A 24,664-nucleotide genomic window follows, 5' to 3' on the forward strand; every position below is an offset into this window, starting at 1 on the left:
TTTCGTCTGCCTTAATTCTAGCCGACCCGGTCGATCAGAGCCAAATCGCGGTGTTACCCGCACTTGACTTCCAACCACCCGAACCATCTAGCATTCAGGCCGCCCCGTTTCCAGGGCAACCCCTCTAGCTTACGCAGTCTGTCGTGGTTCCGCAAGCGAAGCCATGAAGATCTTTTCGAGGGGGTGTCACCGCCGGTTCCCGCCAGCGCCCACACCTCAGCCACTTGGAGTGGAGGGGCGGGGTGGTGGCCGGGCGATGCCGACGACAAAAGGCTAGCAGGCTCTGCGTGGCCCGCGATCCAATACAGGCAACGATCGAGTAGAACCTTTCCGCGTATGGGGCAAGACCAGTACAACTAGCGACAGGACAGCATGTTCACGATCGGATCGAGGCTGACCACAGTGAGCGAAGGAAAGGCACCCCGGGCGCTGGTCATGCTGCTGATCGCCGCCGCGGCCGTTGTCGTGCTCGCCGGCATCAAAGCGATCAACACGATCGTCGGCCCGATCGTCCTCGCCCTGGTCCTGGTCGTGGCCGTCTCCCCGATCAGAGACTGGCTGGTGCGCAAGCGGGCACCGAGCTGGCTGCGCGTCGCCGTGCCGTTCTCCGCCGTCATCGTGGTCCTGCTGGGAATGGTGGCGATCCTCACCACGGCCGTCGTCCAGATGGCGGTGCTACTGCCGAGCTACTCGGCCCAGTTCAACAAGCTCGTGGCCGACGCCCAGGCGTGGGCGGCGGCGCACGGCATCGCGCCTCAGGTGAACCAGGCGCTGCGATCGTTCGACCCCGGCAAGATCTTCTCGGTCGTGCAGGGCCTGGTCAGCAGCGTCCTCGGGGTGGTGTCCAGCCTCTTCCTCATCATCATCCTGCTGCTGGCGATGAGCCTGGACGCGCCGATCACCTCACGCATCATGGCGGCCGCGGCGGCGGAGCAGCCGGCGATCACCAAGGCGCTCACGACCTTCGCCCGCAAGACCCGCCGCTACCTGCTGGTGTCCACCATCTTCGGCCTGATCTGCGCGGCGCTGGACGTGGTCGCGCTGTATCTGCTGCACGTGCCGCTCCCCCTGCTGTGGGGGGTGCTCGCCCTGATCACCAACTACATTCCGAACATCGGCTTCGTCATCGGGCTTGTGCCGCCCGCCCTGCTCGCACTTCTGACGGGCGACATCAAGAGCATGGTCCTGGTGATCCTGGCGTACATGGTGATCAACGTCGTCGTCCAGTCGTTCATCCAGCCGAAGTTCCTCGGTGACGCGGTGGGCCTGAGCACGACGGTGACCTTCCTGTCGCTGATCATCTGGGCGACGGTGCTGGGGCCGCTCGGCGCGCTCCTCGCGATCCCGCTCACCCTGCTGACCCGTGCCCTGCTCATCGACAGTGATCCGGGCCTCAAGTGGTCCGGCGCGCTGGTCTCCGGCGAGGTTCCCCCGGAACGGCCGGGTTCCTAGAGCCGGGCACCGTCCGCGTCACACCCGGTCGGCGTACCGCTCGGCGTCAGGCCGAGACCCCGACCTGCGGGCGAGGAACCTGCGAGCTGGACGCGAGCGAGAAGCCATCGTCGCGGCGCGCGCCCCACGGCATGGCGGCCACGAGGATCGGCAGCAGCACCGCCGAGCTCATCGCCCATGGCGAGTGCAGGTACCACCAGCGCTCGTCGTTGTACTGGGTCAGGTACAGATAGCCGACCGCCGCCCAGGTGGAGGCGCCGATGATGGCCGGCCACGCGAACCGCGTCGGCCGCGCCACGAGGAACGGCATGAACCACATGAGGTACTGCGCCCCGAGCCGCGGCGTGACGACCATGAAGGCCAGCAGCAGCGCCGTGGTCAGGTCGATGGGGTCGGCGCGGCGCCACAAGAACCCGACCACCAGCAGCGTCCCGTAGATGGCCCACTGGCCGTAACGCGCGAGGTCGGCGTCCAGCGTCCAGTTGCCGCCCGTCGCGAGCGCGGTCCAGCCCCACTCGCCGATGATGGGACGTACGTCGCCGATGGTCTGGATCACCTTGGGAAGCTGGGCGAGGGACGTGCCGGCGCCGATGGGCAGCGTGATCAGGAAGAAGATCGGCGCCACACCGGTCGCGAAGAACGCGTAGATGCGGGAGCGCAGGTCCGGCAGGAACAGCAGCATGCCCGGCACCAGCCAGATCGGCCAGCTCTTGGCGCACAGCGCGAGGCCCATGAGCAGCCCCGCGACGATCGCGTTGCGGACGGGCCTGGACGTCCTGGCGTTCCTGGCCACGACGAAGGCCGCGACGCCGAACACCAGGGAGACCGGCTCGACCTGGCCGTGCACCGCCGCCACCAGCACCGCGAGGGGGCTGCACGCGTACTGGAAGGCGCGCAGGCCGGCGTCCTTGCCGCCCGCGAGCTTGCCGACCAGGGGGATGAGGATGATGTCGGAGACCACGGTGACCAGGCGTCCGGCGACCTCCCACGGGATGTGCATCCACAGAAGTAACCCGTAGACGTACGGAATGGTGGGGAGGAAGTGCCAGCCGCCGTTGCTTTCGAGCACGGGATCCCGGTGGGCGAGGATGGCCTCGCCCGCCGGTTTGAAGCTGTTCACGAAGTCGACCGGCTGCCAGGTGTCCTTCGCGGACAAGATCATGATCAGGACGCGTATCGCGATGCCGACCGCGAGCGCGACGGCGAGCGACGGCCTCCAGCCCTTCCATTGGGCGACGACCGCGAGCACGACACCTGAGACGAGGACGCACCCCGTGAGAATTGCGTAGTCCATGACGCCCACTAGCCTGCCGGAACGGAGCCCAAACCGACCACTCGGGTGTGAAGATTGCCACCATCTATCCAGAATCGTTCACACAAAGAAGTGTTTTGACTCCTATGGGTGACGATCATGAGCTATGTGTGCATTGATACGGTCCACAGGAAGCGTTGAAGGCCACCCGGCGGGATCAAGACGAGGCCGGGGCGGTGGCGAGACGAGACGTCCGGAGTGGCACGCGCGCAAGAGTGCGGAAGTGCGGCGACCATCGGCAGGCGTGCGGCTCGCGAGCTCCGTGGGGGGTCGGAGCCACGGGCCGCACGGTCCGCGGGCCGCCGCCGGAGATCACGTCCCGGTGGCCGCCCGCCGGTCAGAAGCCCGCCGTGATCTCCCTTTCAGCCGGTGAAGGCCTTGAAGATGGCGGTGAACTCGTAGGCCGACTGGCTGACACCGCTGCACGTGGGCGAGAGGGTGCCGTTCGGGCAGCCGCCGTTGTCGCGGCCGGCCGACCAGAAGCCGATCCGACCGACGTGGTCGGACTGGGCGTACGCCAGCAGCTTGCGGGCGTCCGCCTGCGTGGTGGTCTGGCCGGTGTCGTTCTTGCCGATCATGGGGGTGAGGCCGAGCAGCCGCTTGAGCTGGGCGTCGGTCTTCGACGGCCAGATCGTCCTCATCTGGGCCAGCGTCGCGTTGGCCGCGGAGACCATGGCGTCGCCCCACCCGCCGGAGTAGCCGAAGTCCATCAGCATCGGGTTGACCAGGACGTTCACCCCTCGGGCCGCCGCGTCCCGCAGGATCTGGACCGAGAACGGGTCGAGCCCGTAGTCCTGGCCCAGGACGCGGAGCGTGTAGCTGATCACCGTGCCGCGTTCGGCCTGGAGCTGCCTGAGCGCGGAGTTGACCTTCGCGACGTCGATGGACGCCTCGATGTCGACGTCGAGGTGGTTGGTGCCGACGGTGTCCAGCACCTTCTTGTAAGCGGCGAGAAGCTGCGCCGAGGTGCCGCAGCTGTGCTCCAGATATGGCCCGGCCGCGCCGCCGGTGGCGACGATCACCTGCCCGCCTCGCGCCTGGAGCCCGCGGACGTCGTTGATCACGCGAGCGTCGTTGAGCGGGATCGTCCCACCCCAGGCCGGGTTGCAGCCGGTGCTGTCACCGAGGGCGAAAGCGAGGGTGTAGTTCTTCACCCCGGTCGCCGTGGCCGCGCTGACCAGCGACGGCGTGGCCATCGTGATGTCGATGTAGGGGGCGAGGAGGACGGCGCCGGTCGGTGGCGGCGTCACGGTGGGGGTAGGGGTCGGCGTGGGGGTGGGGCCCGGCGGCGTCGGGGTGGGCGTCGGGCTCGGGGTGCCACCGCCGCCACAGGAGGCGCCGTTGACCTTGCAGTTCACCGGGGCTCCCGGGCCCGAGCCGACGAACCCGAACGAGGCGGAGGCGCCGGCCGCGAGCGTGCCGTTGTACTCGCGGTTCCTGAAGGTGTAGTGACCGCTGGAATTGGTCATCAGGGCGTCCCAGTAGGCGCCGACGGTAGTGCCTGCCGGCAGGTCGAACTCGACGGTCCAGCCGTTGACGGTGCTCGCGGTGCCGTTGGCGACGGTGTACTTGGCCTCGAAGCCCGATCCCCAGTCGGACGTCTTGACGAAGGTGGCGCTCACCGAGGCGGCCCGCGCGCCCGGCGGCGCGAGCACCGCGACGGCGATGCTCGCCAGGGCCGTGAGGACGAACAGGGGCAAGGTGCGTCGCATGATCGCTCCCATGCTGGCGAAGGGGGGCCACGCGTCCCGAGGCGCGGAACGCGCAAGGGGGTGAGAGGGAGGTGGAAACGGCCGACCCGATGGAGGCCGGCAGCTCATACGGGTGCGGGGTCAGGAGGACGGGGCACGGACGGGCTCCGTCCAGCACTCTTAGGAAAGTTTCCTAAGAGTTATCGCGATCGTAGCTCCGCCAAGGCCCGCTCACAAGACCCGGACGGCGAGCTTTTCCCGCAGACAGGACCGTCCTGACAGGCGGTGCGGACTGGTCTGCCCGCCTGCCTGGAGACATGCGGTCCACCCGCCTCCACCCCCGTCGCCCCGCGTTGTCGGCGTCCGGCGCCCCAGCTCCGCCGGGGGACGGCGGGCGGGGCGGGCCGCCCGGAAGATATGCGAGGCGGGCGCGGGTTGTCTCGGTATAACGTGACAATCCCCTGCGTATATGGAGTTCTTCGGCATCACCAACATCTGGGCCTACGTGATCGGGGCCTTCCTGATCATCCTTCTCCCCGGCCCCAACTCGCTGTACGTGCTGACGATGGGGGCTCAGCGCGGCGTGCGCACCGGCTACCGCGCGGCCTGCGGGGTCTTCGTGGGAGACACGGTGTTGATGGTGCTGTCGGCGGCCGGGGTCGCCTCGCTGCTCCAGTCCACCCCGATGCTGTTCAACGTGGTCAAGTACTCCGGCGCGGCCTACCTGGCGTGGCTGGGCTTCACCATGATCCGGGCCGCCGTGCGCTCCTGGCGGGGCAAGGAGGAGCAGGGAACGACGGGAGAGGCGGCGCCCGACCTCGCCGACCCGTTCAGAAAAGCCCTGACGATCAGCCTACTCAACCCTAAGGCGATCTTGTTCTTCATCTCGTTCTTCGTGCAGTTCGTCGACCCGCATTACGGCGCGCCGGCGCTGTCTTTTCTGATCTTGGGCGCGATCTGCCAGTTCTTCAGCGTCATTTACTTGTCGACGCTGATTTTCGGCGGGGTCTACCTGGCCAACCAGTTCCGGCGCAGGCGGAGGCTCTCGGCCGGTCTGACCTCAGGCGTGGGAGCGCTGTTCCTGGCCTTCGGGGCCAGGCTGGCCACCTCGAGCCTCGGGTGACGGCCGTCGCAGGATCGGCGGCACGCCGGCTCAGTGGTCGTTGACCTTCAGCGCGACGCTGACCAGTGACAGGAACAGGTCGGCGTCGGCGCGGTCCCTGATCTCGACGCGGACCCACCCAGCGCTGTGACCTGGTATGACACGATGGGAGTCGGCGAGCACCCGGGCCCACCGGTCGATGAGGGGGGCGGTGAGCAGCAGCTCGGCGGTGTGGTCACCCGGCATGCGGATGATCTCGCGGCCCCGGGCGCGAAACCGGATGACCTTGCGGGTGTGGCTGACCGCGAGGTCGGGCCAGCGGGTGAGTTCGACGGCCACGTCGGCCACACAACCGGCCGATGGGGGGACATGCGTGCGTGAGAGCACTGCCATGGCTTCATGGTCGCGGCCTGCCCGCCATCCGGAAACCCTCTGTTCCCGAACCGTTATCCAATGTTAAACGACCTCACGAAGGGCGACGTATCCACACGTCAAGCAATGATCGGATAAAACGATCATTGCTCACATATGTACGCCTTACTTGGACATTGTGTACGGTGAGCCACTAATGACCACAATTCGGCATTTCAGTGGAGTTTCGGCAATCCCTACCCAGGGTAGGCGTCGAAGCTTTAGCGTCGGTCATCACTCGTCCTCCCTGGGAGAAGCATGAACGCTCCGCACTTCACCCTGCCGAGGATCAACGCGCTCCTCCGCCAGGCCGTGCCTCGACTCCTCGAAGGCGTCGTCGCTCCGCTCGCCGTCTTCTACACGGCCCTCGCGATCCTCGGCCTGGACGGGGCTCTGGTGGCGGCGGTGTGCTGGGTGTACGCGGGGGTTCTGTGGCGGGTCGTCCGCCGCCGCCCGGTGCCCGGCACGATGATGCTCGCCGCCATCGCCATCACCGCACGCGCGGCGCTGGGATGGTGGACAGGCAGCGCCGTCGTCTACTTCCTCCAGCCCGAACTCGGCACGATCTGCATCAGCATGGCCTTCCTGGCCTCGGTCCGGCTGAACCGGCCCCTCGTGCAGAGGCTCACCCTGGACTACATCCACCTGCCCTCCGCCGTGCTACGGCACGAGCGGGTACGGCGCTTCTTCGCCCGCATCACGCTGCTGTGGGCCTTCGTGCTGCTGGCCAACTCCGCGGTCAGCATCTGGCTGCTCCTGCACCAGTCGATCGGCACCTACCTGCTGGTGCGCACATCGGTGGTCGCGGCCATCAGCGGCGCCGCGGTCGGCGTCTCGATCTACGCCTTCCGCAGGGTGCTGCGCCGCCTGCACGCCGACACGCCCGCCGCCCCCGCCGTCACCGCAGGCTGACCGGCCCGGAGCACGGTCGCGCGGCCGCCGTCCCGCGCACCTCCCCCTTCCGCGCCGCAGCGGTACGGAGTGATCCCTCCCCACCGGTGCTCGACACATGTACGGATATACATGTGTGAGCAAAGATGGGGACATTTCCGGCGCGGAGAGGACAGAACCATGGGATGTGCGCTCGTGACCGGCGCGTCGCGGGGTCTCGGAGCGGCCATCGCCGAGCGGCTGGCCGCCGACGGCTGGAAGGTCGTCGTCAACTACGCCCACGACACCGCGGGAGCGACCGCGGTCGCCGACCGTATCGGCGAGGCGGCGTACGTGGCGCGCTTCGACGTCACCGACGAGGACGCGGTGGCGCAAGGCATCGAGGAGATCCGCGAGCGGGTCGGCCCGATCAGCGTCGTGGTGAACAACGCGACCGGGCCGCAGCCGATGATGCCGATCGAGAAGCAGACCTGGCAGGACCACCTCGACCAGCTCAGGTTCTTCGTCAAGGCGCCGTTGCTGCTCCTGCACGCCGTGCTCCCCGACCTGAAGGCGGCGGGCGGCGGGCGGGTCGTCAACATCGGCAGCGAGGTCGCCGACCTCGGCAACACCGACTTCGGGCACTACGTCTCGGCGAAGGCGGCCATGCACGGCCTGACGCGCTCGTGGGCGCGCGAACTCGGGCCGCTCGGCATCACCGTCAACACGGTGGAACCGGGCTGGATACCGGTGGAGCGCCACGCGGGCGACGACTGGAGCGACTACCGCGAGAGGCTCCCGCTCCGCCACATGGGCGTTCCGCTCGACGTCGCCGAGGCGGTCGCCTTTCTGGCCTCGCCCGGCGCCGGCTTCGTCACCGGCCAGCGTCTGGCCGTGAACGGCGGGAACACCATGAGCTGAGCGCCCCGCGAGCCGCGTGCCGTGCCCCCACCGGCTCCGGGTACGACATGGGTGACGACGGGCGGATGCGCTGGAACGCGTACCGGACCGGAGGTCCATATTTCATCAAGCGTTGATTTCAACGCTTGATGAGTTTATGGTGAGGTCATACAACAGGACAGCGCCGCCGGGAAGGCCGGGCCCCGTCCGTCCCATGGCGCCACGAGGAGACCGACCATGCTCACCTCCGACGGTGACCGCCGGCTCGCCGGCTCTGAGCACCACCCCCTCATCCTCGGCTTCCAGGACATCACGGCCGGCTCATTGCCGCTGGTCGGAGGCAAGGGGGCCAACCTCGGCGTGCTGACGCGCGCCGGACTGCCCGTGCCGCCGGGGCTCTGCCTGACCACGTGGGCCTACCGCCGCGTCACCGAGAGCGCGGGCCTCGCGGAGGTGCTGGACGCCCTGGCGGGCACCGCTCCCGGGGACACCGCCACGCTGACCGAACTGGCCGGACGGGCGCGCGCCGCGGTCCTGGCCGCCCCGGTTCCCGACGACATCGCCCAGGCCGTGCGGCGCACGGCGGACGAGCCGGTCGCGGTCCGATCGTCGGCCACCGCCGAGGACCTCCCCGACGCCAGCTTCGCCGGCCAGCAGGACACCTACCTGAACGTGGTCGGTCCCGAGGCGGTGCTCGACGCCGTCCGCCGCTGCTGGGCCTCTCTGTGGACCGACCGGGCCGTCGCATACCGTGCGGCCAACGGCATCGACCATGCCGCCGTGCACCTGGCCGTGGTCATCCAGCGCATGGTGCAGGCCGAGGTCGCCGGGGTGATGTTCACCGCGAACCCGGTCACCGGCCGGCGCCGCGAGACGGTGATCGACGCGAGCCCGGGCCTCGGCGAGTCGGTGGTCTCCGGCGGCGTCAACCCCGACCACTTCGTGGTGAGCCCGTCCAAGCAGATCACCAAACGGCTGCTGGGCGACAAGCTGACCGTGATCCGCTCGGTCGAGGGCGGCGGCACCGAGCAGGTCGGGCGAGAGGCCGCGGACGGCCCGTGCCTCACCGACGACCAGGTCATCGCCCTGGCGAAGCTCGGAACGCTGGTGGAGGACCATTACGGCTCCCCGCAGGACACCGAGTGGGCGATCGACTCCTCCGGCGCGCTCTGGCTCACCCAGGCCCGGCCGATCACCACCCTCTATCCGCTGCCCGAGGCACCCGCCGACGGCCCGCGGGTGTACTTCTGCTTCAGCCTGGCGCAGGGCCTGCACCGGCCCATCACACCGATGGGAGTCTCCGCCTTCCGGACGCTGGCCGGCTCGGTCGCCACGCTCTACGGCGCGCGCAACGGCCCTCTCCCCCTCGTCGAGCCGGGCATGCGGCTCTTCGGGGACATCACCGGAGTCATGCGCAGCAGGGTGGGCCGCGCCATCGTGCCCCGGCTGCTCGACGTCATGGAGGCGCGGTCGGCGGTCGTCCTGCGCGGACTGTTCGACGATCCACGGCTGAGCGTGATCCACCGCTCGCGCCTGCCTGCGGTGCGCCGGCTGGGGCGCATCGCGGCCAGGTACCGCATACCGGTGCGGCTGGTCCAGGCACTGCGCGACCCCGAGACCTCCCATCGGCGCATCGCCTGGGTGGGCGACCGGCTGCGCGAGCGGCTGGCACTGCCCGAGGGCGCCACCCCCGCGCAACGGCTCGACCATGTGGAACACTGCCTGGGCTCCCAGGTCGCGCCGATGATCCCGCACATCGTCCCCGGGCCGGTCGCCGGATTCCTGATGATGGCCCTGGCCGCCCGGCTGCTCAGGGGACGTACCAGGCCTGGTGAGCTGCCCACCGTGTTGCGGGGGCTGCCGCACAACGTCACCACCGAGATGGACCTCACCCTGTGGCACGCGGCCGCCCGCATCCGCGCCGACGAACCCTCCGTCCACGCGCTGAGCGGCACGTCGCTGCCGGAGGGCGATCTGCCGTCCGTGCTGCGCGAGGAGCTCGACGGCTTCCTCGCCCGCTACGGGCACCGGGCCGTCGCCGAGATCGACCTGGGCATGCCCCGCTGGGCGGACGACCCGTCGCACGTGCTCGGTGTGCTCGCCAACTATCTGCGGCTCGACGACCCCGCCGTCGCACCCGACGCGCAGTTCGCCCGGGGAGCGCGCGAGGCCGAGGCGATGATCGACACACTGGCCCGCCGGGCCGGCGGCCTGCGGGGACGCGTCGTCCGGTTCGCCCTGGGACGCACCCGCGATCTCGCCGGGTACCGGGAGATGCCCAAGTACTACTTCATCGTGGCCCTCGGCGAGATGCGCAGGCACCTGGTGGCGGTCGGCGGCGAGCTGGCCGGACGCGGGCTGCTGGAGGAGCCGGACGACGTGTTCATGCTGAGCATCGCCGAGGCGCGGGCGGGGCTCGGCGGCGCCGACCAGCGTGCGCTCGTCCGGGCACGGCGCGCGACGTACGAGCGCGAGCTGCGCCGCCGGCACATCCCCCGGGTCATGCTCTCCGACGGCACCGAGCCGGAGGCCGTGGGGGCCGCGGCGCCGGTCGAGGGCGCCCTCACCGGCACCCCGGCCTCTCCTGGCACGGTGACCGGCAAGGCGCGCGTCATCCTCGACCCCGTGGGCGCCCACCTGTCGCCCGGGGAGATCCTCGTCGCCCCTTCCACCGACCCGGGCTGGACGCCGCTGTTCCTGACGGCGGGCGGCCTGGTCATGGAGATGGGCGGGGCGAACTCCCACGGTGCGGTGGTGGCCCGCGAGTACGGCATCCCCGCGGCGGTCGGCGTCCCCGAGGCCACCACGCGCATCGCCACCGGGGACGAGATCACCGTCGACGGCACCACCGGCGCCGTCATCCTCGCCGCGCCGTCCGCCTGACAGGCACGAGGGCGGCCGTCAGGAGAGCAGGCCCTTGAGGAAGCGCCGCGTGCGATCGGCGTCGTCCTCCACGGCGAACGTGGCGGCGGCGAAGTCGGTCACGCCGATCGCGGCCAGGTGGGCGATCTCGGCGGCGACCTCGTCCTCGTCGCCGACGATCGCCACGTCGCCGGGGCCGGCCGCGCCCTCCCGGTCGAGCATCGCGCGGTAGGAGGGCAGCGTGCCGTAGATGGCGAAGACCTCCGAGGCGCGCTCCCTTGCGGCGTCCTTGTCCCCGGTGACGGCGACCGGCAGCGAGCAGACGATGCGCGGGGACGGGCGTCCCGCCTCACGCGCGGCCTCGGTGATGGCCGGGACGACGTGCTCGGCGATGGTCTTGGGTCCGGTCATCCACAAGATCGTGCCGTCCGCCGTCTCTCCCGCCAGACGCAGCATGCGGGGCGCGAGCGCGGCGAGGAGCAACGGCACCTTCTCGCTCGCGCGCGGGGTGCCGAGGCCGATGTGCGCCCGCAGCGTCTCGCCGTCGAAGTCGGCCTGCTCGCCGCGCAGCAGCGGGCCCAGCACCGAGAGGTACTCGCGCATGTGCCGCACCGGCTTGTCGTAGCTGTAGCCGTACATCTCCTCGATGACGAGCCGGTGGGACAGCCCGATGCCGAGCGCGAGCCGCCCGCCGAGGGCAAGGTCGGCGGTGAGCGCCTGCTGGGCCAGGACGGCCGGGTGGCGGGGGTAGGTCGGCACGACGGCGGTGCCGAGCTCGATGTCCGCGACCCTGGCGCCCGCGGCGGCGAGCGCGGTCAGCGCGTCGAGCCCGAAGATGTTGGAGAGCCAGGCCGAGGCGAACCCGGCGTCGGCGGCACGGGCGATCCTCTCCTCCAGCTTGGCGATCGCGTCCGGCCCCGAGGGCTCGTTGAGGTACAACCCGATGCGCATCGTCCGTCCGTTCGTTCCGAGATACCGAATTTCATTCTGTTCGTGTGGGCTCATCGTACGCACCCGCATGCCGCAGGGCGACGCGCCCGGGCCGGTGGATGATCGGTAGAGTGACGGGGATGCGGGGTGTCGTGGCCTGTGGCCTGGTTCTCGTACTGGCCTGCGCCTGCGGCGGCGCCCAGCCGTCCTTCGAGGAGGCCGCCCGGTTCCTGCGCGACGACGGCGCGGTGCTGAGCCGGCTGTCCCTGCCGGGCAAGGCGGTGGCCCTCACCCGTGACACCGCCGGCTGCCCGGCGGGCGCCGCCCGCAGCGTCTACACCCTCACCGGCGACCTTCCTCAGGACTCTTCCGGCAAGGCCCCGGCGGCCGTCACCACGATCTTGGCCTCAGAGTTCCACCGCATGGGCTACCAGGAGGGCGAGAGCCCGAATGAGCGGTTCGGGGTGAACGTCAGCGTGCTGAAGAAGGAGTCGCTCGGCATCGTCTTCACGGTCGCCGTGCGCGCCGAGCGACCGAACGTCGAGATCACCGGCACGACCGCCTGCGCCTCCTGACAGGCCCTTCGCCGATCTCCGCCAGAGCACGTCCGGAGCCGGACGGCCGCCCGTGCCGCCGATTTCGATTTGCGCGCACGGCGATCAGCGGTATGGTTGGAAACACCGACGCGGGGTGGAGCAGCTCGGTAGCTCGCTGGGCTCATAACCCAGAGGTCGCAGGTTCAAATCCTGCCCCCGCTACAACGAAGGCCCTGGTCACCGGTTCACCGGCGACCAGGGCCTCACTCGTTCGAGGCGCCGTGCCGGCCATGACGGCGCCCAGCGCCACCGGCAGCGCCGCCACCACCGCAGGAGATCCGCAGAGGATGTGCCGGTGGCACGCGACGCCCGCGCGGCCGCCAACGCACCGGGGCTCGACGATGCACCGGCGTCGGCCGCGGTCCCTCATGCCGGGTCGGACGACGGCGCGGGGCCTCAGGACGTAGCCGTGTCGAGCACGAAGTTCGCCGGGCGAGGAGTGTTCGCCCCCCTTCGACCGTCCACTTCGCCTCCTTCAGACGGTCCACTTCGACGCCCGCGCCGCACCGGCGCGCCACCGCGAGACCGGGGCCGCGTCCCCGCATCCCCGCGTCACATCGTCACGCCATCGCGAGGCTGCGGCTCGCGAGGCCGCGGCTCGCCGGGAGCGCCGAACCTCCGCGACGCGGCGACGCGGGGGTGCCCGAACGGGCGGGGTGACGATACGATGGGCGCTCTTCCGTTTATCAAACCAACGTTCCAAATAGTGGAATGGACGATGGCTGATCTTCGCAGTGCACAGTGGTACGCCGGACAAGACCGCAATGCCTACATTCATCGGGCCTGGATGCGCCGCGGCGTGCCCGGCACGGCGTTCGAGGGGCGGCCGCAGATCGCGATCGCCAACACCGCCTCCGATCTGACCCCCTGCAACAGCCATCTCAACGAGGTGGCCGAGAGCGTCAAGCAGGGCATCTGGGAGGCGGGCGGCGTGCCGCTCAACCTGCCGGTGGTGTCGCTCGGCGAGACGCAGGTGCGCCCGACCGCGATGCTGTGGCGGAACATGGCCGCGATGGCCACCGAAGAGATGCTCCGCGCCAATCCCATCGACGGCGTGGTGCTGCTCGGCGGCTGCGACAAGACGATCCCGTCGCTGCTGATGGCCGCCGCCTCCGTGGATCTGCCGGCGGTGGTGGTCCCGGGCGGGCCCATGCTGACCGGAACCTTCCGGGGGACGCCGCTCGGCTGCGGCACCGACGTGTGGCGGCTGAGCGAGGAGGTGCGCGCCGGCACGCTTTCTGAGCAGGCGTTCATGGACTCGGAGTCCTCGATGATCCGCAGCCGCGGGCACTGCAACACCATGGGGACGGCGTCGACCATGGGGCTGCTGGCCGAGGTCCTCGGCACCACGCTGCCCGGCACCGCCGGCCTGCCGGCCCCCGACAGCCGGCTTCTCGCCCGCTCGCACGAGACCGGCCGCCTGATCGTCGAGATGGTCGCCGAGGAGCGCAGGCCGAGCCAGGTGCTGAGCAGCGGCTCGTTCCGCAACGCGATCATCGCGCTGGCCGCGCTGGGCGGGTCCACCAACGCCGTGGTGCACCTGCTGGCGATCGCCGGGCGCCTCGGCGTCCCGCTCACGCTGGACGACTTCGACGCCGTCGGCGCCGGCGTGCCGCTGCTGGTCGACCTGCAGCCGGCCGGGCGGCACCTGATGGAGGACTTCCACCGCGCGGGCGGGCTGCACGCCGTCCTGCGAGAGGTGGTGGACCTGCTGGACCAGGACGCGCTGACCGTCACCGGCCGCCCCCTGGTCGAGTACCTCCCGGAGGCGCAGATCTGGGACCACGAGGTCATCCGGGTCCGCGACGAGCCGTTGCGGGCGGAGGCCGGCATCGCCGTGCTCCGCGGCAACCTCGCCCCGGACGGGGCCATCATCAAGCCCGCCGCCGCCTCCGCCCACCTGCTGCGCCACCGGGGACGCGCCGTCGTCTTCGACTCCATCGAGGACTTCCACGCCCGCATCGACGACCCGGAGCTGGACGTGGACGCCGACTCGGTGCTGGTGCTGCGCGGCTGCGGGCCGAAGGGGTACCCGGGCATGCCGGAGGTGTCCAACATGCCGCTGCCCGCCAAGCTCCTCAAGGAGGGCGTGCGCGACATGGTGCGGGTCTGCGACGGGCGGATGAGCGGCACCGCCTACGGCACGGTGGTGCTGCACGTGGCTCCCGAGGGCGCCGCCGGCGGCCCGCTGGCCCGCGTCCGCACCGGAGACTGGATCACCCTCGACGTGGAGGCCAGGCGCATCGACGTCGACGTGCCGCAGGAGGAATTCGACCTGCGCGCACCGTCACAGGCGATGATCGACGGCCTGGCCCGCCCGCGCCGCGGCTGGGAGGACCTGTACGTGCGCACCGTCATGGGCGCCGACACCGGGGCCGACCTGGACTTCCTCACCGGATCGAGCGGACACCAGGTGTCGCGCGAGTCGCACTGACGCGACAGGGCGTGGTCTCCGTCGCGGATCCACGTGGATCTACCGTCGCGGATCCACGTGGATCTTGGGAGCGTGGCCCCACTCGGGCGGGCGGCGTCCGGCCAGCACGCCGCCCACCTCCCGCAGGGTCACCGTCGCGGCCACCAGCGGGCGCGGGTCGACCACGCCCGAGGCGTACAGCCCGATGGCCTCGGCCATGCCGCCGAAGGCGCTGAGCACGCCGACGACCGTCACGTCCTTCAGCGCCACGGCCCTGCTGTCGACCAGGCTCGGCTCGCTCGACAGGCCGATGAACACCACCCGCCGCCCCGGTTCGACGAGCTTCACGGCGAGCGCGGGCAGGGCGGGGGCGTTGGAGGCGTCGATGACGGCGTCGTAGCGCAGGCCCGGCAGCGTCTCCCGCGTCCACGCGTTCGCGAACCCGAGCGAGCGGGCGAAGTCCAGGGACGGGCCGGTGAGGCCGAGGAGGTGCACTTCGGCGCCTTGTGCCTCGGCGATCTGGGCGGCCAGCAGCCCGATCGTGCCGGGGCCCATGACCAGCAGCCGCTCTCCCCGCGACAGGGCCGCGCCCCGCACGGCGCGCAGCGCGTTTCCGCCGGGCTCGGCGAGCGCGCCGAGCGCGGGGTCCATGCCGCCGGGCAGGGGGTGCAGCGCGGTCACAGGGACGGGCAGCCTCTCGGCGAGGGCGCCGGGCCACCCGTTGCGGATGCCGACCTCGTACCGGTCGGCGCACACGTGGCGGCGCCCGCTCGCGCAGCGCTCGCAGCGGCCGCAGCCGAGCATGGTCTCGCCGGTGACCCGGCGGCCCAGCCAGGACGACTCGACCCCGTCGCCGAGGGCGCGCACGACCCCCGACCATTCGTGGCCGATGCGGACCGGATAGGCGGCCTGGCCGGTGTGCAGGTAGGACATGTGACCGGTGTAGAACTCGACGTCGGTGCCGCACACTCCGGCCCGCTCGACCTCGACGACCACCTCACCGGGGCGTGGTTCTGGCGGCGCGACGTCGCGCACGGCGGCCTCGCCTCTCCCGGTGATGACGAACGCGCGCATGCTCTACCTGACCGCCGCGAAGCGCCGGCATCGGCCGCCCATGCGGAGACGACCCGCGTGGGGACGACCCGCGCTCATCGCGCGGCCTCGCGCACGGCGACCACGGCTCGGATGGCCGGCACCTGCCTGACGAGGCGGTCGAGCGGGGTGCGGTAGGCCGGGGCCGAGACGCTGACCGCTCCGCTCGGCACGGTCGGCGAGGTGAGGTAGGCCGGGACGGCGACGCAGACGATGCCGGCCTCGTTCTCCTGGTCGTCGGCCGCGTACCCCCGCTCGCGGGTGGCGCGCAGTTCGGCGGCGAGGGCCCGCGCGGTCGTCAGGGTGTTGGCGGTGCGGCGCTCCATGGTGCGCCCGTCGGCCCAGGCGGCGACGGCGGCGTCGTCGGGCAGCGCGTGGGCGAGCAGCATCTTGCCGACGGCGGTGCAGTGCGCCGGGTTGCGCCCGCCGACCGTGGAGGTCAGCTTGACCGCGCCGAACGGCGGGTCGGCCTTGGACCGGTAGACGACCTCGGCGCCGTCCAGGATCGCGTAGTGGGCCGTCTCGCCGTAGCGCTCGGCCAGGGAGTGCAGCAGCGGCCCGACGCGCACGTGGTCGGGACGGGCCTCGTGGTGGGCGAAGGCCAGGCGCAGGAACTCGTCGCCCAGCACGTAGTGCCCGCGGCTGTTCTTGGCGGCGAAGCCGAACCGCGACAGCGAGGCCAGCGCGCGGTGCACCGTCGGTTTGGGGCTCGCCGCCGCGCGCGCCATCTCCTCCAGCGTGACGCCGCCGGGGTGACGCGCCAGCTCGGCGAGGATCGCGAGCACGCGTTCGGCGCCGACGAGACGGTGCGCGTCCTCGTTCGCGGTGCCGCTGTCATTGGCCACGTTCCATATGGTAGACCAGCATTTCAACATCTGGAATTACTCGGGTCTCAGTGGTCCCGGCCGCGACGGCGGGGCGGGACGGCGACGCGGATGAGGTCCTCGGCGACGACGATCTCGCCGGAGAAGTGGCGGGCGGCCTGCTCCCCGAAGCGCGCGGGGTCGCTGTAGCGCTGGGAGAAGTGGGTGAGCACCAGGCGCCGCACCCCGCACTCGCGGGCCACGCGGCCGGCCTCCCCCGCCGTCAGGTGGCCGAAGTCGCGCGCCAGCCGGGCGTCCTCGTCCAGGAACGTCGACTCGATCACCAGCAGGTCGGCGTCCTCGGCCAGGGCGAACACCTCGTCGCAGAGCCGGGTGTCCATGACGAAGGCGAACCGCTGCCCCCGGCGCGGCGCGCTGACCTCCTGGAGCGTGACCGTGCGCCCGCCGGCGCGGACGGCGCCCTCGCGCTGCAACGCGCCCACGCGCGGCCCGGCGACGCCGCGCTCGCGCAGCCGTTCGGGCAGCATCCGGCGCCCGTCCGGCTCGATCAGGCGGTATCCGAAGGCGGGCACCTGGTGGTCGAGGGGACGGGCCTCGATGCGGCCGAACGGGCCTTCCGCGATCACGCCGGGCGCCTCGACCGGCTGGGCGATCACGGTGGCCGTCTCGTGGTAGGAGCTCGCGTGGCGCAGCCGGGCGAAGTACTCGGCGCCCGCCGCGGGGAAGTGGGCGTACACCGGGTGGGGCACGCGGTCCAGGGAGATGCGCTGGATCACCCCGGGCACCCCGAGGCAGTGGTCGCCGTGGAAGTGGCTGATCAGGATGCGGTTGACGTCGGTCGCGGCGACCCCGGCCATGATCATCTGCCGCTGGGTGCCCTCGCCCGGGTCGAACAGCAGCCCCATGCCGTCCCAGCGCAGCAGATAGCCGTTGTGGTTGCGGCGCCGGGTGGGCGTCTGGCTGCCCGTGCCGAGCACGACGAGCTCGCGCGAAGACACCTGCGGGCCTACAGGTGCTCGGCGAGGAAGCGGGCCGTCTCGGCGACGGCCCGCGAGACGTAAGGCTCGGTGTCGTACAGGTCGATGTGCCGCTTGGCGTCCAGCCAGACGATCTTCTTGGGCTCGCCCATGCGCTTGTAGGCCTCCTCGGCGCCCTCGGGAGAGCAGAAGCGGTCGACGACGCCGTGCACGATCAGGCCGGGCTTGGGCGACAGGAAGTCGGCGCCCATCATGTTGTCCACGGTGATCAGCTCGCGGATCGACGCCCGGGTCACCTCGTTCACCCATGAGGGCGCCGCCGACCGCTCAGTGCCGTAATAGGCGAACGGCTCGTCTCCCGGCATGGCCGCCTCGCCGGACTCGGCCACCGCCGGGAGGTACTCGACCTCGCCCCCCTGGTCCTGCCGTTCGAGCACCTCGGTGAAGGACGCCAGCGCCTGCTGGTATCCCTGCTCGGACATGCCCGACCGCATGGCGTAGGGGTCGTTGTAGGCGCCGGCGACGCCGACGAAGACCTTCACCCTGGGGTCGAACGCCGCGAAGCGCAGGGCGTAGCCGGCGCCGAGGCAGACGCCCACGACGCCGACCCGCTCGCCGTCGACGCGGGGCAGGCCGCGCAGGAAGGAGACCGCGGCGCGCAGGTCGCGCAGCTTGCCCTGCGGGTCCTCGTGCCGCCGGGGCAGGCCCTCGGAGGCGCCGAAGTTGCGGTGGTCAAAGGCCAGCGTGACGTAGCCGGCGTCGGCGAGCCTCGACGCGTACAGGCCGGTCACCTGCTCTTTCACGCCGGTGAACGGGCCGGTGAGCACCAGCGCGGGATGGGGCCCGTCACCGGGCGGGACGCGCAGGTCGCCTGCGAGCGTGACGCCGTCGGCGCCGAACAGGACGTGATCGGCCATGTCGTAAGTCAACCGCATCGCGCAGCCCCGCGTGACCTCCCGGCACCTCCGGCCGGTGACCTCCCGCCTACTCCAGCCGGCGGCCGAACCGGTCGGCCACCGCCTTCACCGCGGCCGGCGACCGCCGCGGTCATTCCATCCAGCGCTCGAACCAGTCGGCCACCGCCTCCATAAAAGTGATCTTGTTGGCCTTGCGGAGGGTCTCGTGCCCCTCGTCGTCGAACAGCAGGTAGCGGCACGGGACGCCGCGGGCCGTCGCGGCGGCGACGACCTGTTCGGCCTCGTAGACCGGGACGTTGGTGTCCTGGGCGCCGTGGACGACCAGCAGCGGCGCGGTCAGCCGGTCGAAGGAGTGGAGGGGCGACAGCGCCCACAGCAGCTCGTGGTCGGCCACCGGATCGCCGTACTCGGAGACGGCGGCCGCGGCGATCCACGGCTCGGTGCGGGCGTAGAAGGTGGCGAAGTCGGCCATGCCGCACACGTCGACCCCGGCGCGGAACAGCTCGGGGTAGGTCACCAGCGCGGCCAGGGTGAGATAGCCGCCGTAGGAGCGGCCCATGCAGGCCACCCTGGCCGGGTCGGCGACCCCTGCGCCGACGACGTACCCGACGCAGTCGGCGACGTCGTCGATGGCGTGGAAGCGCAGCGCGTGGTTGTCGGCGTCCTGGAAGGCGCGGCCGAAGCCCGACGAGCCGCGCACGTTGGGCGCGAGCACGCTGACGCCCGCGGCCAGCAGCCGCTGGAACAGCGGGTTGAACGTCGGCCGCTCCTGGCTCTCGGGCCCGCCGTGCAGGTAGATCGCGCACGGCCCGGCGCCGGGGCCGGCGCGGTACAGCCAGCCGGTGAGCTCAAGGCCGTCCCTGGCGGGGAAGCGGACCAGCTCGGCGTGGATCTGGTGGGGCAGCGGGTCGTCCCCGGCCACCCGGTAGTACTCGCCGGTCGCCAGCTCGCACAGAAGCACGTGGGAGGGCGTGTCGGGCGACTCCCCCGCCAAGACGGCCAGCGCGCCGTCCAGCGACAGCCGCGCGGAGCTGATCACGTCCACCGGCGGCGGCGGGAGCGGCCGGGTGCCGCCCTCGATCAGGTCGGCGACCTCCAGCTCGCAGCGCCCGGCGACGTTCCAGACCAGCAGGGCGACCGTGCCGTCCATGCTGACCGAGAACCGGTCGAGCTCGGCGTCGGGGCGCTCGGCGACGACCTGCGGGGCGCCGCCCACCGGCATGGCGATCAGCGCGCTGCGGTCGCGGCCGGCGTTGGAGCGGATGTAGGCGACCTCGCCGTCCGGCGACAGCGAGCCGAGGTCGGTCGTCGGAGGCAGCAGCGGCCGCTCTTCGCCGAAGGGCAGGTCGGCCACCGACATCTCGCGCATGCCCCGCGGTCCGTGGCGCAGCAGGGCGCGGCTGTGGTCGCGGCTCACCGCGCTCGGCCACATCAGCGGCCCGGCGGCGATGGTGTCGCGGTGGCCGAGGCAGGCGTCGATGAGCACGGCCTCGGTCGCCCCGGACGCCGACAGCTCGGCGACCAGCAGCGTCGAGCCCTGCCCTGTCCACCGGACGAACACCGCCGAGCCCCTGGCCGGGGTTTCGGTGGGGCCGGCGAGCAGGCGGCGGTCGGTGCCGTCCGGTCGCAGCGCCCACACTTGGGTGTGCTCTCCTCCGCCGGGCGACACGGTGACGGCCAGCCACTCGCCGTCGGGCGACCACAGCACGTCGCCGACCGGTTCGGGGCCGGTGTCGACCACGCGCGCGCGCCGCGCGCCTTGCCGGGTCAGCGGCTGGACCCAGACGCGCGGCGAGCCGTCGCGGTCGCTGACGAACGCGACGGCCTTCTTGTCGGGCGACAACGCGGGGGACCGGCAGGTCCATGAGATGTCGACGGTCAGACTCCTTGTGCTTGCAGCCACAACTCCAGGAGTCCAAGTTGCCACAAAGCGTTGGCTCCCAGGGTGGTTCTGTGTTCGTCGGGCGCGGCGAGCAGTTTGTCCACCATGGCGGGCCGGAACAGGCCGCGCGAACGGGCGGCCTCCCCGGTCAGGGCGTCACGGACCAGGCCGAGGAACGGCCCGTGGATGTGGCGGATGGCCGGGACGGGGAAGTAGCCCTTGGGCCGGTCGATGACCTCGTCCGGGACCAGTCCCCGGGCGGCCGCCTTGAGCACTCCCTTTCCCCCGTGGGCCAGTTTGAGCTCGGGCGGGCAGGTGGCGGCCAGCTCGACCAGATCGTGGTCCAGGAACGGCGTGCGGGCCTCCAGCCCGTAGGCCATCGTCATGTTGTCGACCCGCTTGACCGGGTCTTCGGCCAGCATGACGCCGGTGTCCAGCCGGAGCACGGCGTCCAGCGCGGTGTCGGCGCCGGGCATGGCCAGGTGGTCGCGGACGAAGGCCGCGCTGACGTCCTCCGCGATCAGGTGGTCCGGCTGGAGGATCTCGGCCAGGTCCTGGTGCGGGCGGTCGAAGAAGACCTTGGCGTACGCGTCGGCGGCCGCGTCGCGTGCCACGTTCTCCAGAGGCGGGTACCAGTCGTAACCGGCGAACACCTCGTCGGCGCCCTGCCCGGACTGCACCACCTTGACGTGCTTGGACACCTCCTGCGAGAGCAGGTGGAAGGCGACGCAGTCGTGGCTGACCATCGGCTCGCTCATCGCCGCCACGGCCTGTTCCAGGGACGGCAGCAGGCGCAGGTCGTCGACCATGATGCGGTGATGGTCGGTGCCGAACCGCCGGGCGATCAGGTCGGAGTAGGCGAACTCGTCCCCCGACTCGCCGCCGGCGGCGTGGAAGCCGACGCTGAAGGTGGCCAGGCCCCGCTGGCCCTCCTCGGCGAGCAGGGCGACGATCAGGCTGGAGTCCAGGCCGCCCGACAGCAGCACGCCGACCGGCACGTCGGCGACCATGCGCCGGCGCACGGCGACGCGCAGGGCCGAAAGCACGGCCTCGCGCCACTCGTCCGGGCCCATCTCGTCCCGGCCGGCCTGCAGCACGTCGAGCTGCACCTCGCCGCTGCCGGGGACGCCGCCCGACGGACGGCTGAAGGCGGGGGTCCAGTAGTGGTCGTCGCTGGTGGCGCCGTCGGGCTCGATGGTGCGCAGCGTGGCGGGCGGCAGCTTCTCCACGCCGGTCAGGATGGTGCGGGGTGAGGGCACCACCGAGTGGAAGGTCATGTAGTGGTGCAGCGCGACCCGGTCGATGTCGGTGGGCACGCCTCCGCCGGCGAGCAGCGCCGGCAGGGTGGAGGCGAAGCGGAGGCGGGCGGCGTCCCGGGTGATGTAGAGCGGTTTGATGCCGAGCCGGTCGCGGCCGAGCACGAGCCGGCCGGTGTCCCGCTCGGCGACGGCGAAGGCGAACATGCCCTTGAAGCGGTCCACGCAGCGCGGGCCCCAGTGGCGGTAGGCCTTCAGCAGCACCTCGGTGTCGGAGGTGGAGAAGAACCGGTAGCCCTCCGCCAGCAGCACCTCGCGCAGCTCGCGGTAGTTGTACAGGCAGCCGTTGAACACTCCCGACAGGCCGGCCTCGGCGTCCACCATGGGCTGCGCGCCCCGGTCGGACAGGTCGATGATCCTCAGCCGCCGGTGCCCGAGGGCGACCGGGCCGAGGGACCACATGCCGGTGCCGTCGGGCCCCCGGGCGGCCATGGCCGCCGTCATGCGCTCTACGGCGCCGACGTCGGCCGGGCGGCCGTCGAACCTGATCTCTCCGCTGAGTCCGCACATCAGAGGGACTCCCGCATCAGCCACGTGTCCTTGGCGCCGCCGCCCTGCGAGGAGTTGACGATCATGCTGCCGGGCGGGGCGACACGGGTCAGCGCGGCCTGCGGGACGACCGGCCGCTCGCCCAGGAACACGAACCCGCGCAGGTCGACCGCGTGCGGGCGCATCCGCTCGCCGTCGAAGGTGGGGTGGGTGGACAGGGCGATCGTCTCCTGGGCGACCCACCGCTCGGGCTCGGCGAGGATGCGCTCGCGCACCTCGTCCAGTTCGCGCGCGGAGGCGTGCGCACCGATGATCACGCCTTGGCCGCCGTAGCCGTCCACCGGCTTGACCACCAGCTCGGACAGGCGGTCGAGCACCTGCCCGCGGTCCTCGGGCTCACGGCAGAGGTAGGTGGGGACGTTGGCGAGCAACGGGCGTTCTCCCAGGTAGTAGTCGATCAGCCGGGGCACGTAGCGGTAGAGGCTCTTGTCGTCGGCGACGCCGTTGCCCGGCGCGTTGGCCAGGGTCAGCGCGCCGCTCTCGGTGGCGTCGAGCAGTGCGGCGCCGAGCGGGCCACCCAGCAGGTCGTCCTCGTCGATCCTGCGGTACAGCACGTCCACCCGCCGCCCGGCGGCGTACACGACGCCGTCGCGCACCGCCAGGTCGCCCGGTTCCACCAGGACGACGTCCATCTCCTCGGCGAGGGTGCGGTGCTCGTAGTAGGCCGGGTCGCTCGGCCCCGAGGTCACCACGCCGATGACGGGGTCGGCCGACGGGGACGCCGCGAGCAGCGCCTCGCGCAGCAGCCCCGCGGCGCCTTCGGGGTCGAGGACGCCGGCGCGGTCGAGTTCGGGCAGGGCCTGGACCGCCGTGCGGCGGTTGCCCACCGCGTAGCCGATGCCGGAGGGCACCCTGAGGTTGTCCTCCAGGACGACCCAGCGCCCCGCCCCGTCGCGGGCGACGTCGAGGCCGGCGACCGAGCACCTGGTAGCGGCGCTGTGCACCCGCCAGCCCGCGGCGCGGTAGCCGGGGGCCTCGTCCACGATCCAGGCCGGGATCACCTGGTCCTTGATCACCTCGCGCCGGCCGTACACGTCGTGCAGGAACGCCTCCAGGGCGCGCACCCGCTGGGGCATGCCCTCGCTGATCTTGGCCCAGTCGTCTCCCGCGATCAGCCGGGGCGTCAGGTCAAGGGGCATCTTCCGGCCTGAGGCCACGCCGTCGCGGTCGAGCGTGCGTTCCTGCCGCTCTTCTTCGCTCTCGACGCGGAAGTTCATGCCGATCTGCTTCATGTAGGCGTCGCGCACGCCCTCCCGTCTGCACAGCTCGGCGGAGCCGAGCTTGTCCAGCACCTGGAGGATCGGCTGGTACGGCTCGCGCACGATGCCCGCGATCACGGCCTCGTCCTGCACCGCCTGGTAGTCACCGAGCAGTTCGGTGGTCAGGCGCGGGATGGGGCCGCCGAACTCGGCCTGCCAGCCGTCGGACCGCGTCACGGCGACCAGCCGGTCCACCACGTCGGCGAAGGTGCCGCCGTGCGCGATGATCTGCCGCTGGCGCTCGGCCGAGCTTCCCCGTCCGAGGGCGTACTCGGCCAGCGTGGTGACCGACTCCCAGTCGCCGGTGGCCTCCAGCTGGGGCCGCAGGCCGTCGAGCATCCGCCTGATCACCTCGGCGGCGGGCCTCGCCGTGCCGTCCGAGGGGTCGACGAGGGCGCCTTCCAGGCCCGAGCGCGCGGACCGCCAGGTGGCGGCCCGCACCATCTCCATGGGCACCTCCTGCTGGACGGGCCCGTCGTCCTCGATGGCCTGCAGCTCGCGCATCACCACCGCGCGGAAGACGCCCGCCATGAGCACGACGTCCTCCACCCGGGGGCAGGCGTCGCACATGCGCATCTCGACCGTCGGCAGGTGCGCCGAGGGGCGGACGTCGAAGTAGATCATCCCGGGATCGGTGATCACCCCGGACCGCACCAGGTCGGCGACCATCTGGTCGTACTCGGCGGCGGAGGAGAACCGGCGCACCGGCCCGGTGGTGGGCCAGCGCTGCCAGACCAGGGTGCGGGAGCTCGCGTAACCGCTGTCGGCGCCCATCCAGTACGGGGAGCTGGCGCTGAACGCCAGCAGCGGCGGCAGCCAGCGGGCGACGCGGTGGGCCACCTCGACGGCCAGATCGCGGTTGGCCACGTCCACGTGCACCTGGGCGCCGCAGATGAGCTGCTCGCGGGTGAGGAGCTGGTAGTCCTCCAGCATCTTCTCGTACCGCGCGTCCGGCGAGATCTTCAGCGCGGCCGGGTCGACCAGCGGCACCGTGCCCGCGGCGACGATGCCGAGGCCGAGGCCGTCGGCGGCCTCGACCACCGTGCGGCGCAGCGCGGTCAGATCCTGGCCGAGGTCCTCCAGGCGCACGTAGGGACGGCTGTTGGACTCCACCACCGAGCGCTGGAGCTCATGGGTGAACCGTTTCTGCGGTAAGCGCTCCAGCAGGCTCTCGGCGCGCGGGACCAGGTGGCGCGTCTCGAGGTCCACGACGTGGAATTCCTCTTCGACACCTACGGCGATCGACTCCCCGAGACCCGACATCCCACCATCCTTTTCAGCCCTTAAGCAGGCGTTGCCTGACGGCACA

18 protein-coding genes and 1 tRNA gene are annotated in these 24,664 nt (G+C 71.4%); 8 read left to right on the forward strand and 11 right to left on the reverse strand.

The features are described 5' to 3' along the window. Positions 1-402 precede the first annotated feature (402 nt). Positions 403-1,452: an AI-2E family transporter gene (locus tag ACFO60_RS37905; protein ID WP_380851300.1), complete on the forward strand. Its 1,050-nt coding sequence runs from the start codon at positions 403-405 to the stop codon at positions 1,450-1,452. Positions 1,453-1,498: 46 nt separating this feature from the next. On the opposite strand, the gene ACFO60_RS37910 is transcribed toward ACFO60_RS37905, so the two are convergent. Beyond that, complete coding sequence (locus ACFO60_RS37910; protein ID WP_380851303.1) at positions 1,499-2,746, reverse strand: hypothetical protein; 1,248 nt, start codon at positions 2,744-2,746, stop codon at positions 1,499-1,501. A gap of 380 nt (positions 2,747-3,126) precedes the next feature. Further along, complete coding sequence (locus ACFO60_RS37915; protein WP_380851306.1) at positions 3,127-4,476, reverse strand: cellulose binding domain-containing protein; 1,350 nt, start codon at positions 4,474-4,476, stop codon at positions 3,127-3,129. 448 nt (positions 4,477-4,924) lie between these two features. On the opposite strand from ACFO60_RS37915, the gene leuE reads away from it, so the two are divergent. Then, positions 4,925-5,578 carry a leucine efflux protein LeuE gene (gene leuE, locus ACFO60_RS37920; protein WP_380851309.1) on the forward strand — a complete coding sequence of 218 codons (654 nt, stop codon included), beginning with the start codon at positions 4,925-4,927 and terminating at the stop codon, positions 5,576-5,578. 30 nt (positions 5,579-5,608) lie between these two features. On the opposite strand, the gene ACFO60_RS37925 is transcribed toward leuE, so the two are convergent. Next, positions 5,609-5,950: a luciferase domain-containing protein gene (locus ACFO60_RS37925; RefSeq protein WP_380851312.1), complete on the reverse strand. Its 342-nt coding sequence runs from the start codon at positions 5,948-5,950 to the stop codon at positions 5,609-5,611. 276 nt (positions 5,951-6,226) lie between these two features. On the opposite strand from ACFO60_RS37925, the gene ACFO60_RS37930 reads away from it, so the two are divergent. From ACFO60_RS37930 to ACFO60_RS37940, 3 genes are all read left to right on the forward strand, one after another. Then, complete coding sequence (locus tag ACFO60_RS37930) at positions 6,227-6,880, forward strand: VC0807 family protein (protein WP_380851315.1); 654 nt, start codon at positions 6,227-6,229, stop codon at positions 6,878-6,880. Between the two features lie 159 nt (positions 6,881-7,039). Beyond that, positions 7,040-7,759 carry an SDR family oxidoreductase gene (locus ACFO60_RS37935; RefSeq protein ID WP_380851318.1) on the forward strand — a complete coding sequence of 240 codons (720 nt, stop codon included), beginning with the start codon at positions 7,040-7,042 and terminating at the stop codon, positions 7,757-7,759. Positions 7,760-7,975: 216 nt separating this feature from the next. Beyond that, on the forward strand, positions 7,976-10,621 hold the full coding sequence (locus tag ACFO60_RS37940; protein ID WP_380851321.1) for a PEP/pyruvate-binding domain-containing protein: 2,646 nt from the start codon (positions 7,976-7,978) through the stop codon (positions 10,619-10,621). 18 nt (positions 10,622-10,639) lie between these two features. On the opposite strand, the gene ACFO60_RS37945 is transcribed toward ACFO60_RS37940, so the two are convergent. After that, positions 10,640-11,551 carry a TIGR03564 family F420-dependent LLM class oxidoreductase gene (locus ACFO60_RS37945; RefSeq protein WP_380851324.1) on the reverse strand — a complete coding sequence of 304 codons (912 nt, stop codon included), beginning with the start codon at positions 11,549-11,551 and terminating at the stop codon, positions 10,640-10,642. 119 nt (positions 11,552-11,670) lie between these two features. Between ACFO60_RS37945 and ACFO60_RS37950 the strand changes: the two genes are divergently transcribed. The 3 genes from ACFO60_RS37950 to ACFO60_RS37960 all read left to right on the forward strand — a co-directional run bounded on the left by ACFO60_RS37950 (position 11,671) and on the right by ACFO60_RS37960 (position 14,560). Further along, a complete protein-coding gene (locus ACFO60_RS37950; protein ID WP_380851326.1) occupies positions 11,671-12,105 on the forward strand; it encodes a hypothetical protein in 435 nt (144 codons plus the stop codon). A gap of 109 nt (positions 12,106-12,214) precedes the next feature. After that, positions 12,215-12,288, forward strand: a tRNA-Met gene (locus ACFO60_RS37955). 556 nt (positions 12,289-12,844) lie between these two features. After that, entirely contained in the window at positions 12,845-14,560 is a 1,716-nt protein-coding gene (locus ACFO60_RS37960) for an IlvD/Edd family dehydratase (protein WP_380851329.1), read from the forward strand. 39 nt (positions 14,561-14,599) lie between these two features. On the opposite strand, the gene ACFO60_RS37965 is transcribed toward ACFO60_RS37960, so the two are convergent. The 7 genes from ACFO60_RS37965 to ACFO60_RS37995 all read right to left on the reverse strand — a co-directional run bounded on the left by ACFO60_RS37965 (position 14,600) and on the right by ACFO60_RS37995 (position 24,618). Continuing rightward, a complete protein-coding gene (locus tag ACFO60_RS37965; protein WP_380851332.1) occupies positions 14,600-15,613 on the reverse strand; it encodes a zinc-dependent alcohol dehydrogenase in 1,014 nt (337 codons plus the stop codon). 74 nt (positions 15,614-15,687) lie between these two features. Beyond that, positions 15,688-16,476 carry an IclR family transcriptional regulator gene (locus ACFO60_RS37970; RefSeq protein ID WP_380851335.1) on the reverse strand — a complete coding sequence of 263 codons (789 nt, stop codon included), beginning with the start codon at positions 16,474-16,476 and terminating at the stop codon, positions 15,688-15,690. 47 nt (positions 16,477-16,523) lie between these two features. Continuing rightward, a complete protein-coding gene (locus ACFO60_RS37975; RefSeq protein ID WP_380851338.1) occupies positions 16,524-17,453 on the reverse strand; it encodes a ribonuclease Z in 930 nt (309 codons plus the stop codon). An 8-nt stretch (positions 17,454-17,461) separates the two neighbouring features. Further along, positions 17,462-18,367, reverse strand: coding sequence for an alpha/beta hydrolase (locus ACFO60_RS37980; RefSeq protein ID WP_380851341.1), 906 nt, complete (start codon positions 18,365-18,367; stop codon positions 17,462-17,464). A gap of 112 nt (positions 18,368-18,479) precedes the next feature. Beyond that, complete coding sequence (locus tag ACFO60_RS37985) at positions 18,480-20,252, reverse strand: S9 family peptidase (RefSeq protein WP_380851344.1); 1,773 nt, start codon at positions 20,250-20,252, stop codon at positions 18,480-18,482. Then, positions 20,228-22,057, reverse strand: coding sequence for an N-acetylglutaminylglutamine amidotransferase (locus ACFO60_RS37990; protein WP_380851347.1), 1,830 nt, complete (start codon positions 22,055-22,057; stop codon positions 20,228-20,230). The genes ACFO60_RS37985 and ACFO60_RS37990 overlap by 25 nt, the downstream gene beginning before the upstream one ends. Next, a complete protein-coding gene (locus ACFO60_RS37995; RefSeq protein ID WP_380851350.1) occupies positions 22,057-24,618 on the reverse strand; it encodes a glutamate--cysteine ligase in 2,562 nt (853 codons plus the stop codon). The genes ACFO60_RS37990 and ACFO60_RS37995 overlap by 1 nt, the downstream gene beginning before the upstream one ends. Between the last annotated feature and the right edge of the window lie 46 nt (positions 24,619-24,664).

Origin of the sequence: Sphaerisporangium dianthi (assembly GCF_042654065.1) — a bacterium.
GTDB classification, from domain to species: Bacteria; Actinomycetota; Actinomycetes; order Streptosporangiales; family Streptosporangiaceae; genus Sphaerisporangium; species Sphaerisporangium dianthi.